Origin of the sequence: Anaeromassilibacillus sp. D41t1_190614_C2, from assembly GCF_015558525.1 — a bacterium.
GTDB classification, from domain to species: domain Bacteria; phylum Bacillota; class Clostridia; order Oscillospirales; family Acutalibacteraceae; genus Anaeromassilibacillus; species Anaeromassilibacillus stercoravium.
The window spans coordinates 11,053-27,076 of record NZ_JADMOD010000025.1 but is presented as its reverse complement, the minus strand read 5'-3'; the positions used below and the strand labels follow the sequence as shown (position 1 = coordinate 27,076).

6 protein-coding genes are annotated in these 16,024 nt (G+C 55.8%); 2 read left to right on the top strand and 4 right to left on the bottom strand.

What is annotated here, in order from left to right; translation table 11 throughout:
• Positions 1 to 140: 140 nt before the first annotated feature.
• The 4 genes from I2G69_RS13760 to I2G69_RS13745 form a co-directional block, all read right to left on the bottom strand.
• Positions 141 to 287, bottom strand: a complete 147-nt coding sequence (locus I2G69_RS13760) for a hypothetical protein (protein WP_191406113.1) — start codon at positions 285 to 287, stop codon at positions 141 to 143.
• A 96-nt stretch (positions 288 to 383) separates the two neighbouring features.
• Positions 384 to 629, bottom strand: coding sequence for a hypothetical protein (locus I2G69_RS13755; protein ID WP_195560968.1), 246 nt, complete (start codon positions 627 to 629; stop codon positions 384 to 386).
• A gap of 84 nt (positions 630 to 713) precedes the next feature.
• Complete coding sequence (locus I2G69_RS13750; protein WP_195560967.1) at positions 714 to 1,391, bottom strand: hypothetical protein; 678 nt, start codon at positions 1,389 to 1,391, stop codon at positions 714 to 716.
• A gap of 169 nt (positions 1,392 to 1,560) precedes the next feature.
• A complete protein-coding gene (locus I2G69_RS13745) occupies positions 1,561 to 2,118 on the bottom strand; it encodes a TetR/AcrR family transcriptional regulator (protein ID WP_195560966.1) in 558 nt (185 codons plus the stop codon).
• A 459-nt stretch (positions 2,119 to 2,577) separates the two neighbouring features.
• Here I2G69_RS13745 and I2G69_RS13740 point away from each other — a divergent pair, with 459 nt between their 5' ends.
• Positions 2,578 to 9,660 (top strand): family 16 glycoside hydrolase, encoded by a 7,083-nt coding sequence (locus tag I2G69_RS13740; RefSeq protein WP_195560965.1) that lies wholly within the window; start codon positions 2,578 to 2,580, stop codon positions 9,658 to 9,660.
• 670 nt (positions 9,661 to 10,330) lie between these two features.
• Positions 10,331 to 15,529: a glycoside hydrolase family 3 C-terminal domain-containing protein gene (locus I2G69_RS14485; protein WP_195560964.1), complete on the top strand. Its 5,199-nt coding sequence runs from the start codon at positions 10,331 to 10,333 to the stop codon at positions 15,527 to 15,529.
• The last annotated feature ends 495 nt before the right edge of the window (positions 15,530 to 16,024 follow it).

Genomic DNA, 16,024 nt, shown 5'->3' with positions numbered 1-16,024 from the left:
AAACTCTTTTCCGTTTGCTTTCGTAGGGAACGCCGTAGGCGAGAGAGGCACTGTGTGCCCGCCGTAGGCGCGAAAAGACGCCGTGCGTCCGCCGTAGGCGCGAAAGGCACTGTGTGCCCGCAAAAGGTACTGTGTGCCAATCAGGAGGCGTATGAAATCGAACAATTGACAATATCGCTGTCAACAGATTCAGAAACGATGGGGAAAAATACCGTTTCCGGGAGCGCAACGTCGCTCAAAAGGATATTTTGAATGTTTGCCCCGTCGCTTGCTCCAAAAAAGCCCATGTGTTCGGCCTCTTTTGTTACCGTCAGATGGGAGATGGTATATCCATTCCCGTCAAAGCTACCCGTAAAAGGATGGGAGGGACTCCCGATGGGGGTTCATTCCTGCGTTAAGGAAATGTCGTTTTCTAAACGATAATGCCCCGAAAGCGGGTAAACGCTTCCAATGGCGCGCAAATCTTCCTCTGTTTTTACTAAATAGCAGGTTTCTTCCCCAACGCTGGACGTCTGCATCGTGCTGGAGAGCGATGGAGAGACGGAAGAAGAGGGTTCCGCCGGGCGCGAACTGCACCCAACGAAAAAGATGGTCAGGCTGGCGAGAAAAATCATGCAAAGATGCTTCATGGTTGCCCTCCTATAGAAAATATTTTTTCGGTTAATTATACTCGTTCTTGGCAAGAAAATCAAATGGGCGAAGCGGCCGGCATCTTATTTTTTTGCGGATTGGTTATCCTTTTTCATGGCGAAGAATCCAATCCATACGGTCCACACATAGGCGCAGGTCTTTGGGATCATCAGCATACCAATCATAGGAATGACGTCGCTCCAAAGCACCACCGGAATATAAAACCCAAAACTAAGTGCGATGGTCAGCCACATCCAGCGGAACGCATGGTCATTGTGCTTTTTGGCGCTTTGGTAAAACAACACAATCATAAGCAGCCCTAACAACGCAAAGGGGACGTTGCGATAGATCCCCCAAGAAAGCGGGGCTTCCGCGCTCAACCACTGGTTCTGCGGCATCATGCACAGGACGATCCGCGCGGCCGACAGGCCATAAACGGCGGCGGTTATTCCGCTTCGCCCAGTAACCTGGTAGCGCGTTCGCCATACATGATAAAGCAGGACATAGAAAATTGTCATGGTGATGGAAGTAATCCACTTGCCGAGGCCCAGAGGTACGGTGTAGTTTTCCAGTCCGGTGGTACAAAGGGCGAGGGCGCGGGGAATCAGATGAAAGGCATCCCCGGCGCCAAGGACCACCGCCATGATTCCAAATAAACGGTACTGTTTGTTCCCCTTGCACCCGCGGATCATCCGGATGCCAATGGTGATTACCAAGATGAGATAGATCGCGTCAAATCCAGTTTCTACAATCGCTTGCATGGGTTACTCTCCTTTATAGGTTCGTTTTGTTTTCGTCAAAACGGCTTTGCCGTAATTGCAGCCGGAACAGGGTGTTTCGCTTGGCTTTCATCGTAGATCGTCCCTACTGAATTCTGAACATCGTTCATTTTGAGGACGGTAATCCCCTCCCATTTTAAGATGGGGCATTTTAATAGAGTGTCCTACGGACAACTTCCAAAACGGCCGAGGAATCGAAATCCTCACGCAACATCGCGGATACGATCAGTGAAAAAAGAATCCCGGCAAACTTCTCTGCCGTAAACCGGCCGTCAAAGGCGTCCGGGCGGATCTTGGAATCCTGTTTTACCACGGAACAGAAGCCGTCTAGAATGTGCCCCCATGCCTGCTGCATCCGTTGTTTTCCTTTTGATTTTTCCTCATGCATAAGACCAAGCGGGTGAAGTGCGAAAAAGCCAGGATATTTTTTACAACCATATTGCATTCGCTCATAGATCCATCGGATACACGCCTGTGTGTCTTCCAATTTTGCCATATCTTCCTGCTGATGAAAAATCTCCCGCCAGACACTTTCGATCGTGGCGCCCATCAGGTCTGCTTTGGAATCAAAATAGTTGTAGATGGAGCCTACCGATACGCCACAGGCCGCAGCCACGGAACGGATACTCACCGCCGACCAACCTTGTTGTTGAATCAGTACCCGGCTGTTTTTTAGGATTTCTTCTTTTGATGTTACTACGGTATTCATAGCCTCACCTCACCGTGAACGATGTTCAGCATAGCGTTCTTGCCCCATTTTGTCAAGCGCTTTTTTGATGCTTTTTATCAGCCATATGCCTCGGGAAAAGGTTCCACATAGGAGGGAACGATTGGCTGCGCTGTGAATAGGGACTCTCTGGCCTGCCAGAGAAAGGGCCAGATTCGCGCATATTGCGCTAAAATTTTAAGGAATAAACCTTAAAAAATTGAACCAAACGGTTAAAAAATTACAAATACTTCCAGCAATATCCGGTGTAGAATTTTGTTATCAACAAACTATTTGCCGGCTGGCGGTTGCGGCGAAGGGGGTATGCAGGAGGATCACCGCCAAAATAGGTTCAATTTTTACCGCCGGTTGAAAGCTTTCTGCGGGCGGTGCAGAATTCATTTGCCACCCGTTTGTAGCGACATCTGTCTGGAACGGCGGGAAATTACGAAGGAGGAGCTTATGAAAAAACGGCTATTTAGTCTCATCCTCTCCTTGGCGATGGTGTTTACCATGCTGGCGCCAGCCGCGTCTGCTGCGCCAAAAGGAGACGGGCCGCTTACGCACCATGGATTGCAGGGCGAATATTACCTAGTCCAGGATACAAGCGGCTATCCGTACACGACCTTAAAGGGGATTTATGTGGACCCGAATATCGCATTTAGCGATACGGAGAGCATGCTCAGCAAGCGCACCGGCGCCAGCGATTGGGCGGGCGCGCGCTGGACAGGCCGCCTCGTGGCCCCGGCTACGGGCGAGTACACCTTCTATTTCTACTCGGACAACGGCGCACGTTTGTACGTAGGAGATATGGAAACCCCCATCATCGACTGGTGGGTCAACCAGTGGGACATCGAGCAGAAGAGCGCCCCGATCCATCTGGAAGAGGGCCAGGCCTATGATTTCAAGATGGACTGGTTCGAGGCGACGGGCGGTTCCCATGTGTATGTGCGCTGGTCGAACGACCAGGGCATGGAAAAGACGGAAATCCCGGCTTCCGCATTTTATCTCCCGGCGGACTTCGCCGGCCCGATTGTGGACGACGTGAATACCGACAATGCCCAGTTGGATAAGGACCAAGGGCTGGGCGGCACCATCACCCTGACCGGTGCGAATTTCGCCGAAGGCGTCGCCGCGGAACTGGTGACGCTGGGCGGTTCTTCCCTGGAACCGCAGGCCGTCATGGAGACGGTTTCGGTGAGCGATACCGAGCTGGTGCTCGGCGTCCCGGAGACCGTAAACCCCGGCGCATACCGCATCCAGCTGAAGCAGGATATGTACATCCAAAACGCGGATGAATACATCCTGGTCACGTCCTCTTCCGGCAGCGAGATCGCCCGCAGCGAGCATCCGCGCCCGGACTGGAAGCGCGACAAGTGGATGAACCTCAACGGCGTTTGGGACTTCGAATTTGACCCCGATAAGGTGGGCGAAGACGAAGCGTGGTATGAAAATCGAGATTATGCCCTCAAAATCAATGTCCCGTTCCCGTGGGAATCCCCGGCCAGCGGCATTGAGGACGGCTCCTATCTCGGCACCGCGTGGTATGAACGCAACCTCAACCTGGACGACTCCTGGTTCACCGAAGGCGAGCAGATCTTCCTGAAGTTTGGTGCGGTCGATTGGTTCTGCACGCTGTATGTCAACGGCGAGAAGGTCGGCGACCACGAGGGCGGCTACACCCCGTTTGAGTTTAACATCACCGATTATGTCCAGGCAGGCGACAACAAGATCACCCTGGAGGTCAACGATGAGGCCTCCTATGGCAAGGATGAATACCCGGCGCTGGTCGGCAAGCAGGGCCACAACGCCCCGTGCGGCTATACCCACACCAGCGGCATCTGGCAGACCGTCTATCTGGAGGGCCGCAGCAGCACCTACATGGATTATGCGCACGCGAATCCGGATATCGACAACTCCACCGTCCAGTTCGACCTGAAGGTCCAGAGCGATGCGGACAAGGCCGTCACCGTCGCATACGACTTCCAGAGCGTCCTGTGGGACGATGAAAAGGGCGAAAACATCGAGACCGGTTCCACCATCAGCGGCACGCAGGAGATCACCCTGAAGGCCGGTGAAAATGTGGTTTCCCTGGAGCCCATCGCCATCGAAAATCAGAAACTGTGGAACTACGATTCCCCGAACCTCTATGAGGGCACCATCCGCCTGCTCGACGGCGAGACCGAGCTGGACAACGTCTCCACGTATTTTGGCCAGCGCAAGGTCAGCACCGAAAAGTACGACGGCAGGGACTACGAGTACATCTATGTCAACAACGAGCCGGTCTTCCTCTCCGGTTTGCTGGACCAGGGCTTCTGGGAAGAGGGCGTCTACACCGCCCCCAGCGAGGAAGCGCTGAAATACGACATCAAAGCCATGCGCGACCGCGGTTTCAATATGATCCGCAAGCACCTCAAGATTGAAGACCCGCTGCAATATTACTGGGCGGACCGCCTGGGCATGTTTGTCTGGCAGGATATGCCGCATGCGACGTATATGAATGCCAAGAGCAACGGCGGCGAAACGCCGGGCCGCGCCGTATACGAGTATGCATTGGAAAACATGCTCAACCGCGATTACAACCATCCGTCCGTCATCGCCGTGATGCTCTTCAATGAGACGTGGGGCATCGACCACAACGGCCAGAAAGCCAGCGACGGCATGACGACCAACGAATGGATCCAGCATCTGTACTATAAGACCAAAGAGATCAACCCGCACCTGTTGGTGGAAGATATGAGCCCGTGCAACAACGACCATATCCAGCCGACCGACCTCAACACCTTCCATATGTATCCGAAGGGGTACCAGGGTTCCAAGAACACGGTCGCAGACCGCGAGCGCAACACCTATCCGGGTTCGGCCAATAACTTCTGGGGCGGCTTCCGCCAGGAAAGCGAGCCCTGGCTGAACAGCGAATTCGGCGGCGTGGCTGCATTCGACGGCGACTATGACGTCTCCTGGTGCTTCAAGTATCAGACCGACATCCAGCGCCAGTATGAGAAGCTGAACGGCTATGTCTATACGGAGCCGTACGACATCGAGTACGAGCGCAACGGCGTTTTGACGTATGACCGCCGCGACAAGATCTTCGGCTATGAAGACGTCGCCTATGGCGGGGACATGAGCATCATCGACCTGAACCAGCCGAATTACGTCGGCGTGGACATCGACCCGGCCCTCAAAGCAGCGCCCGGCAGCCAGTATACGGCCCCGGTCGTCGCGATGAACTGGTCCGGCGAGACGCTGGAGAACCCGGTCCTCAAATGGCGTTTTGACGCGACCGACATCTATGGCAACTACATCACCACGGGCAAGAGCGGCGAGGTCCCGATGGACTTTGCGCCGTATACCCGCGAACAGCACGACATCTCCTTCTCCCTGCCGAGCCAGAAGTGCGTGGGCACGTTCACGGTTTGGATTGAAAACAACGGCGAGAAGATCGCAAAGAACTTTGTCAACGTGATCGTCACCAACGGCAAGGACACCGCCCCGGTCAGCATCCTCACTGAGGACAGCGCCGTCCTTCGCCAGGCTGCGGCGGACTCCAACACCATCCAAAACGGCGTTGGCGCGATCACCTATTCCTACACCCTGCCCGAGGGCATCGGTGCGGACGTCCTGAACAGCATGCGCGTGATCGTGGAAGCCTCCTCTTTGAAGGATGCGTCCATCAACCACGGCATCGACAATTCCGCTTTCTCCCAGACGACGGTGGGCAGCGAGCGGCCCTCCGACATGACCGTTTCCATCAACGGCCATGAGGTCGGCACGGTTTACCTCCCGGACAACCCGAGAGACATCCGCGGCACCCTGACCCTGACGCCCGGCGAGGGCAACGGTTCCAGCGCCGGCAACTACGGCTATCTGGTCAACCTCGACATCCCAGATTCCGTGCTGGAAACCCTCAAGGAAGAGCTGGCACAGGACAGTACCTTCACCGTTTCGTATTCGGTAAAGGAAGACGCAGAGCATGCAAACGGCCTGCGCATCTACAATGAGAACAACGGCCGCTATGCGGTCAACCCGATGGTCATCCTCAACCCGGCGGACATCACCGGCGAGACGGTCACCATGGAGAGCGACAACTACAGCGTGGAGAGCGAAGGCAGCTTCTATGCCCGCTACAACGCAGAAACGAACACCGGCTACAAGGTCGATGTGGCGGAAAACGGCGAAGTCACCCTGTCCAAGGTGGACGGCACCGTGCTCGCAACAGCGGATGCGGACGCCTCCTGCGTGAAGGCGACGTTCTTCGACGACCACATCACGGTCTATGCGAACAACAACCCGGTCCCGGTCATCGATTTGTATGACTACAGCGGCTTCTCCGGCATTGCGCAGGCAATCGGCGGCACCCTGACGGTCGCCCCGGAAAGCTACGATGTGCTTTCCTCCGGCGATGTGCAGGCGGATGTGCAGTTTGCCGATTCCTTTAACGTTGAAAAGACCTTTGGCGAGCGCTATACTCTCATGAGAGGCGATAAGAACCGCCCGAACGATTCCGAAAAATCCGATGGCGTTTGGAACGGCTCCAACGAGAACAACAACCTCTATATGGAGGCGGATTGGGGTAACAAGGCAATCATCAACAACACCGAGTCCACCGACCTGGTTGCAGAGGCGGACATCACGCTGACCGAGGTCAACCCGGGCACCAACGGCAACATGGGCCTGATCGTCCGCGGCAGCAACTATCTGGAGAATGTAGACGGCGCAGACGGCTACTATGCTGGGCTGGGCGAAGGCTATATCCAGGTTGGCCGGATGCACAACGGCTGGACCGAGCTGGCCAAGGTGGACGCACCGGTCGCGGTCGGTGAAACCCACCGCCTGCGCGTGGTAGCGATCGGTTCGAGAATCCGCGTCTATCTCGACGACGAGACCGAGCCGAGAGTCGATGTATACGACGGCACGTATCCCAGCGGCAGCGTGGCGCTGAGAGGCTTCCGCTGCAAGGGTACCTTTGACAATGTGGTCGTTTCCACTGCCCCGCGCTACGAAGCGGACTTTGAGAACGGCAGCATTGCAGAATGGACCTCTACCGGCGAAGCGTGGGAGCTGGACGGCGGCGCGATCACCGCTTCCGCAGAAGCAACCGCGCTGGTCGGCAACGCCGGCTGGACTGATTACGAGCTCTCCGCGGACGTTTCCGTGGCAGAGGGCGGCAAGGCGGGCCTGGCGGTTCGCGCAGGCGTCCAGAAGGAGCGCGTCTCCGGCTACTATGTGGCGCTGGACGAAGCGGCTGATACGATCCAGGTGATCCGCTCCATGAGCGGCGTCGAGAACGTCCTCGAAGAGGCCAGCATGGAGGTCGCGGCGGATACTGTTTACAACCTCAAAGCGAGAGTCGTCAACAACACCGTCCGCGTCTATGTGGACGGCAGCGACGAAGCAATCCTCGTTGCAAGGATTAACGAATTTGGCAACGGCAAGGCGGGCCTGTCCGTTTTGAGCGGCACGGCCACCTTCGACAATGTCCAGGTCAAGGATCAGTTCATCTATGAAGAGGACTTCTCCGACGGATGCCTGGACGGCTGGAACATCATCAGCGGCGACTTCTCCGTGCAGGACAACATCCTCACGTTGAAGGACGGAGCGGGCAAAAAGATGGTTGACGGCTACACCACATGGGACGACTATGTGATCCAGGCGAAGGTAAAACTGGACGTTCGCCAGGATGTGAAGTCGAACGCTGGCTATATCTTCCGCTGCTCCGACTTTGACGTGGGACAGGACGACCAGTACGGTTATGTTTCCGGCATCAACTACAATGCAAGGGCAACAACCGGCGAAGAAGCCAGCGGCCTGGAAACTGGCGACATCCAATATGGCTGGCGCCCCATTATGAACGACCACTCCTTCCAGATCGACCCGTCCCAGTGGTACGATTTTGAGGTCAAGGCGATCGGCAACCAGATCACAGTTTCTGTGAACGGCCAGGAATACTACACCGTAGAGGACGACGCATACAGCTATGGTATGATTGGCCTGCGCAACTTCAATTCCGGCCTGCAAGTGCAGGATCTGAAGGTTATCCCGGCGGAAGAGTATCAGCAGGAGGTCCCCAGCGAGCATATGCTGACGGTCACCTTCCCGACCACGGTCGAGCTGAGCATCGACGGCGAGAGCCAGACGATCGCGAACCTGATCGGCGCGTATAAAGACGTCGTGATGGCGGGCACCGAGCTCAACCTGGCCTTTGCACCGAGAGTGGAAGGCCGTGAGATCGCAGGCGTCACCGTGAACGGCGAAGCCATCGCGGAAGACAGCTTTGACGTTTCTGAATATGTCTACAGCGCGGCCATGCCGAACGCGGACACCACGATCGAGCTTGGCTTCACGGTCGTTGACAAACAGAACCTGCGCGCTGCCATCGAGATTGCAGAAGGCCGGGCGGACGAGGCCGATGCGGCTGTTCCGTCCGTAAAGGAGAAATACGAAGCGGCCTTGCAGGCGGCGAAGGACGTCGAAGCCAAGAAGACCGCAACGCAGGACGAGATCAACACCGCATGGAGCGACTTGATCGACGCGCTGCACTACCTGAGCTTTGTCGCAGGCGACAAGAGCCAGCTGGAGATCCCGATGGAGATCGCAGATTCCATCAACCGCGACCTGTTTACGCCGGACAGCCTGAAAGCGCTGGACGAAGCGTATGCAGCAGCGGAAGACCTGCTGGACGATGAAGAAGTCCTGGAAGCGGACATCACCGCAGCGGTGGATGCGCTGTATGACGCCATCTATGGCTTGGTCTACCGCGCAGACATCAGCGAGCTGGAAGCGCTGGTCCTCAAGGGCGACGGCATTGTCGAAAATGCAGACCAGTACATCCAGAACGACGCATGGACGAGCTTTGAGACCGTCCTGGCCGAAGCAAAGACCGTGCTGGAAGATGCAAACGCAACGCAGGATGCGGTGGATACCGCAGCAGAAGATTTGGCAGCGGCGATCTCCGCCCTGCGCCTGATCCCGGATAAGGATGCGCTGGAAGCATTGATCGGGGAAGCTGAGGCAATCAATACCAATAAGTACACGGCAAAGAGCGTAGCAACGATGAAGGCCGCATTGAGCACCGCGAAGGCAGTGCTGAACGACGCAGAAGCGACCGAAGAAGAGGTTGCAGACGCAGTCGAGGCGTTGGAGAACAGCATCGACGGCTTGGTCGAGAAGAGCACCTCCACGAGCTCGAAGAACAGCGGCAGCACGTCTGCAAACGTTGGCAACGCATACGGCGCAGCGGGTGTGGTATCTGCAAGCCAGAGCGTGGCAGCGAATGCGTATGTGGTCTCCGACACGACGGTCAACTTCACCTTGAAGAGAGGCAGCGCATACTGCTTCAAGATGACGGTGGTCAACGGCAACGCCATGACGCCGGGCTTTACCGTCGGCAATGGCGATGTGCTGAAGACGCAGTTCGTGGCGAAGGTCGGCAACGACTACTATTACAGAGTCTATGCCACCGGCACGCCGGGCCAGAGCACGGGCGTTTACACCACCCTGCCGGGCCAGAATGCTACAAAGCACTGCACAGTGACGATTGGATAAATGCTTCTAAAGGACACTCCCTTGTGGAGCGAAACACGCCATAATTGCGGTTTACTTTCGTGGTTGCCGCCGTAGGCGCGTCCTGACCGGAGGTCCGCGAAAGGCACTGTGTGCCCGATTGGCTAATCGAAAATAAAAAGGAAGGATTCTTCCCGATAACAGTAAGGCCCCAACCCTGGGAACTCCCGGGATTGGGGCTTTTTCTGCGCTGTGTTCTGGTCCTTTTCAGGATACGGGCCTGTATTTAGAATATGATTTTTCAGGGAATTACAAAGTTAAAAAGCAACGTGTTTTTAGAAGGTATATAAGGATTTATAGAAAAGAGAATGCCGGTTTTATATCGAAAAACGAAATTTTCTCTGCTTTATTGGGAGAGTTTCCCCCTTTTGCCCGTAAGTCCGTCTGTATCAATTGCGCTTGTTAAAGCAAGGAAAATTTTTGCATAAAATACATATATGTATTGACACAAATGATAAATTATATTACGATTATACATAGAATGAATCGTTCGTCCGATACGATATTATATTGAAATACCTAAAGCACGTTGTGCGGCGTGCTGTTTATACCGGCGGAGGGATTCTCCGTACAAAGCAAATAGAGGGGGGGAGCGCTGCATCAGATCCGCACAATTTATGAAAAACTCTAAAAAAGAGATGGAGGTCAGAAAATGAGTCGGAGAAGAAAAGGCGTAAGCAAACGAGTGCTTTCAGCGGTTCTTTCGGCTGCAATGGTTGCAACGACGATCCCTGCTATGAGCATTACCGCTAGCGCAGAATCTGCCGAGGGAAATATTGAGCTTTCCCGGCAGGTTGCTGCTGACGGTATGGTCTTGCTGGAAAATAGGGACGAAGCTTTGCCAGTGCAACAAGGCACGACGGTAGCGATGTTCGGCCGTGCTATGATTGACTACACGCGCGGCGGCGGCGGTTCCGGTGCAACGAATGTGGACTACACCCGCAATATCCTGCAAGGGATGCAGATCAAAGAGGAGGAAGGGAAGATTTTCCTGTACCAGCCTCTGGTGGATTTCTACACCGAGCAGGTGACGACGAACGGCATCACAAATGACGCGCAGATCAATGTCACGGACGAGATGATGGATGCGGCGTCGGCAGAAGCCAACACCGCAGTTGTGACCATCGGCCGCTACTCTTCGGAAGGCAGTGACCGTTCTGCGACCAAGGGCGACTACTACCTCAGCGATGCCGAAGAAGAACTCATTACCCGCGTGGCGGCAAAATTTGACAAGGTCATCGTTGTGCTGAACGTTGGCGCTGTGACAGATACCAGCTGGATCAACGACATCCCGGGCGTGGATGCTGTGCTGGTAGGTTGGCAGGCCGGTATGGAGGGCGGACTTGCTACCGCCGATATCCTTGTGGGCGACGTGAACCCCTCCGGCAAACTGGTTGATACGTGGGCCAAATCGTATGAGGATTACCCGAGCTCGAAGACGTTCAACGAATCGACCAGCTATGTAAATTACACGGAAGACATCTATGTGGGCTACCGGTATTTTGAGACCTTTGACCCGGATTACGAGAAGGTCAATTATCCGTTTGGCTACGGCCTGTCTTACACGGATTTCAAAATTTCGGAGGTCACCGTAGACTTTGATGGCGACGCCCTCACGGGCACCGCCAATGTTTCGGCAACCGTGACAAACACCGGCGACGTGGCCGGCAAAGAGGTTGTACAGGTGTATTTCAGCGCGCCGCAGGCAGGCGAGGGCGAAGCAAAGATGAGCAAGCCCGCTAAAGAGCTGGCAGCGTTCGATAAGACGGACCTGCTCGAGCCGGGCGAGTCCGAAACGCTGGAAATGTCCTTCGCAATCTCCGATATGTCGAGCTATGACGACATCGGAGAAACCGGACACAAATCCGCCTATGTGATGGAAGCGGGCGACTATGACATCTATGTCGGTGATTCCATCAAAAATGCGGGCGAGCAGGGTGTGCGCGGCACATACAATGTCGCAGAGACGACCGTCACAGAGCAGCTGACCGAAAAGCTGGCGCCGACGCAGCTGCCAGAGCGGCTGATGGCGGACGGGAAATACCACGAGATTGAAGTGGCGCCGGGATTCGATCCGCACCACACGATCGCGGCGGAAGGCCAGACGGTCGTACAGAGCGAAGCCATGATCGGCGGCGATGTGACGGTCGAGGGCTTCTACGACGACAATTTTGAGCGCTTGAGCTGCATCGCCATGATGAATGCGGTGGGCAAATATGCCGAATATGAGATCACGGTGGAAGAGGCCGGTTATTATTCGGTCATGATGCGCTATGCGAACGGCAACGCGGATCTGAGCAACTGCTTTACCGTGCTGGTGGATGATGAAGCGCAGCCGGGCATCCATTTCAACGCACCGCAGACCGGCGACGGAAGTGGAAAGAGCGAATGGTACAACTTTGCAGATGCAGAGCCGTTCTATGTCTACCTGCCGGCGGGGACGCATACCCTGCGCCTGGTAGCAAACGGCAACAACCCGAACTACGATTACATGGTCTTCGAAAAGGCGGAGGGAGAGATTTCGGTCCGCCAGAAGATTTCCGCAACGGAACCGACCCAGATCGAGGCCGAAAACTACGACTTCACCGGCGGAAGCTCTACCGCTGTCCGCACCGAAAGCTTCACAGTAGGCGATTATAACGGCGTGTGCCTTGCCTATATGAACTATGCGGGCAACTGGGTTTCCTATTACCTGGACGTGGAAGAGGCCGGCGAATATGACCTGTACTTCAATGTGGCGAATGGCCGCGCAGGCTTTGACTGGGATGTAGGTGTCGATGTGGACGGCACTGCCGTGGAGGGCGATACCCTCACCGTTCCGCAGACCGGCGACGGCAGTGGGGCGAGCGAGTGGTACAACTTCGAGGATATTGGCCCGGTCACCGTTACGCTGCCGCAAGGCCAGTGCGTCTTGAAGTTTACTTGCTCGGTAAAGGATAAATACCCGAACATTGACTACATCACCTTTACGAAGGTTGACGAGACAGCCGGACCTTCTACCGCTATCGCGCCCACCGCAATGCGTGCAAAAGCAGTTACTGTGAACGCGGCCAGCGAAGAGCCGGAAGAAGACGACAAGATCATGCTGCTGGACGTGTATGAGGGCAATGCGACGATGGACGAGTTCCTCGACCAGCTCACGGACGAACAGTTGATCAACATGATGGGCGGCCAGCCGAACACCGGCGTTGCGAACACCGGCGGCATGGGCAACCTGATGGAATATGGCATCCCGAATATCATGACGGCAGACGGCCCGCAGGGCATCCGCATCGGCGTCAACTGCACCGCATGGCCGATCGGCACATTGCAGGCATGCACTTGGGACGTTGAGCTTGTAGAAAAGGTCGGCAAGGCGGCCGCTGTGGAAGCGCGCACCAATGGCATCGACATTTGGCTCGCACCCGGCATGAACATCCACAGAGACCCGCTCTGCGGACGTAACTTCGAGTATTATTCCGAAGATCCGCTGGTGGCAGGCAAGATGGCTGCGGCGCTCACAAAGGGCTGCCAGTCCGAAGACGTCGCCATCTCCCTGAAGCACTTTGCGGCGAACAACAAAGAGACGAACCGCTCCAGCAGCGACTCCCGCGCATCGGAGCGTGCACTGCGCGAAATCTATCTCAAGGGCTTTGAGATTGCAGTAAAAGAGGCCGATCCGTGGACGATCATGTCCTCTTACAACCTGATCAACGGCATTGAAACGTCTGAGAACTCCGAGCTGCTCACGGACATCCTGCGCGGCGAGTGGGGCTTCAACGGCCTGGTAGAAACCGACTGGGGCAACAACTCCAACCACGCCTTCGAGCTGAAGGCGGGCAACGACGTCAAGATGTCCAGCGGTTCCCCGTCCACGCTGCAGAACGCGCTTGACCGGGGCTTCATCACCCGCGACGACCTTGAGAGAAGCGCAGAGAGACTGATGAACCTGGTTATGAAGGTCAACACGTTCCAGAATAAGATCGTCAACCCGATTACCGTAGATATCGGCGACAATACGACCTTCAAGGCGGCAGAAAACATCCTATGGTCGCAGACGGTAAAAGCAGAGGCAACGAAAGATGACGGCGGCGGCAACAACCTCGGCTACTGCGATGCAGGCGCGTGGGCGGAATACCACATCAATGTTTTGACGTCGGGCAGCTACAACCTCTCCGCACGTACGGCATCTTCGGCCGGTTCCGGTGCGTTTAACGTGCTGGTGGACGGCGAGACGGTTGCAAGCTTTGACGTGCCTAACACGGGCGCATATCAGAACTGGGTAACCCAGGGCCCGCAGCAGATCAACCTCGAGGCTGGCGAGCACACCATGCGGATTGAATGGACCGAGAGCGGCTCCAACCTCAACTGGCTGCTGTTCGAGCGCACCGGCGAGCTGGCAACCGAACATGCACTCACCGTTACCTTCCCGGCAACAGTGGAACTGAGCGTGGGCGGCGAGAGCCAGACGATTGCAAACCTGCTTGGCAAATACACAGCCAATGTGATGGGCGGAGATGCCCTTGACCTGACCTTTGCACCGAGAGTGGAAGGCCGCGAGATCGCAGGCGTCACCGTGAACAGCGAAGCCATTGCGGAAGACAGCTTTGACGCTGCCGAGTATGTGTACAGCGCGGCCATGCCGAACGCGGACACGACGATTGAGCTTGGCTTCACAGTGGTAGACAAGCAGAACCTGCGCGCGACCATCGAGATCGCAGACGGCCGGGCGGACGAAGCTGCGGAAGCAGTGGAATCCGTACGGGAGAAGTATGAAGCAGCCCTGCAGGCGGCGAAGGACGTCGAGGCAAAGAAGACCGCAACGCAGGACGAGATCAACACCGCATGGAGCGACTTGATCGACGCGCTGCATTACCTGAGCTTTGTTGCAGGCGACAAGAGCCAGCTGGAGATCCCGATGGAGATCGCAGAGACCATCAACCGCGACCTGTTTACGCCGGACAGCCTGAAAGCGCTGGACGAAGCGTATGCGGCGGCGGAAGACCTGCTGGACGATGAAGAAGTCCTGGAAGCGGACATCACCGCAGCGGTGGATGCGCTGTATGACGCCATCTATGGCTTGGTCTACCGCGCAGACATCAGCGAGCTGGAAGCGCTGGTCCTCAAGGGCGACGGCATTGTCGAAAATGCAGACCAGTACATCCAGAACGACGCATGGACGAGCTTTGAGACCGTCCTGGCCGAAGCAAAGACCGTGCTGGAAGATGCAAACGCAACGCAGGATGCGGTGGACACCGCAGCAGAAGATTTGGCAGCGGCGATCTCCGCCCTGCGCCTGATCCCGGATAAGGATGCTCTGGAAGCATTGATCGGGGAAGCCGAAGCGATCAACACCAATAAGTACACGGCAAAGAGCGTAGCAACGATGAAGGCCGCATTGAGCACCGCGAAGGCAGTCCTGAACGACGCAGAAGCGACCGAGGAAGAGGTTGCAGACGCAGTCGAGGCGTTGGAGAACAGCATCGACGGCTTGGTCGAGAAGAGCACTTCCACGAGCTCGAAGGGCAGCACGTCTGCCAACGTCGGCAACGCATACGGCGCAGCGGGCGTTGTATCTGCAAGCCAGAGCGTGGCAGCGAATGCGTATGTGGTTTCCGATACGACGGTCAACTTCACCTTGAAGAGAGGCAGCGCATACTGCTTCAAGATGACGGTCGTGAACGGCAACGCCATGACGCCGAGCTTTACGGTCGGCAACGGCGATGTGCTCAAGACGCAGTTTGTGGCGAAGATTGGCAACGATTCCTACTACAGAGTCTATGCCATCGGCACGCCGGGCCAGAGCACGGGCGTTTACACCACCCTGCCGGGCCAGAACGCGGTCAAGCATTGCACGGTAACCATTGGCTAATCTAAAATAAAAGGGAAGGTAGCTTCCCTCTAAGCAACGAGGCCCCAACCCAGGGAGTTCCCAGGGTTGGGGCCTTTTCTATCATTCAATGCTTTTCTTTTTCACAGCTGATGCGGAAGGATGGATTCCTGTCTTTAGGAGGTTTTTCCCTTGCTTCTGTGGGGCTTCCCCCTGTGGAGCGGAAAACAAACTCTTCGCAGTTTGCTTTCGTAGGGAACGCCGTAGGCGCGAGAGGCACTGTGTGCCTGCGTCCCGACCGGAGGTCCGCGAAAGGCACTGTGTGCCTTTGGGTCGAAAGGGATGTTAACCCAATTGAAGCGGTAAAATAATTTGTACCGAAGTGGACATTTTGAGCCTATTAAAACGTTTGGCGATCGTCTTTTCTCCCAGACTTAGGGAAACCCCTACTTTTAACGGATGGGCATGAAAAAGAGAGAAAACCACCCGGATTTTGCTTGAAACCTTGTATAAAATATTCGGATTTGAGGGGTTGAC

Bases quoted from the DNA above. Each gene is read 5' to 3' on its own strand.
- I2G69_RS13745 (WP_195560966.1), bottom strand. From the start codon at position 2,118: ATGAATACCGTAGTAACATCAAAAGAAGAAATCCTAAAAAACAGCCGG.
- I2G69_RS14485 (WP_195560964.1), top strand. From the start codon at position 10,331: ATGAGTCGGAGAAGAAAAGGCGTAAGCAAACGAGTGCTTTCAGCGGTT.
- I2G69_RS13750 (WP_195560967.1), bottom strand. From the start codon at position 1,391: ATGCAAGCGATTGTAGAAACTGGATTTGACGCGATCTATCTCATCTTG.
- I2G69_RS13740 (WP_195560965.1), top strand. From the start codon at position 2,578: ATGAAAAAACGGCTATTTAGTCTCATCCTCTCCTTGGCGATGGTGTTT.
- I2G69_RS13755 (WP_195560968.1), bottom strand. From the start codon at position 629: ATGAAGCATCTTTGCATGATTTTTCTCGCCAGCCTGACCATCTTTTTC.
- I2G69_RS13760 (WP_191406113.1), bottom strand. From the start codon at position 287: ATGGGCTTTTTTGGAGCAAGCGACGGGGCAAACATTCAAAATATCCTT.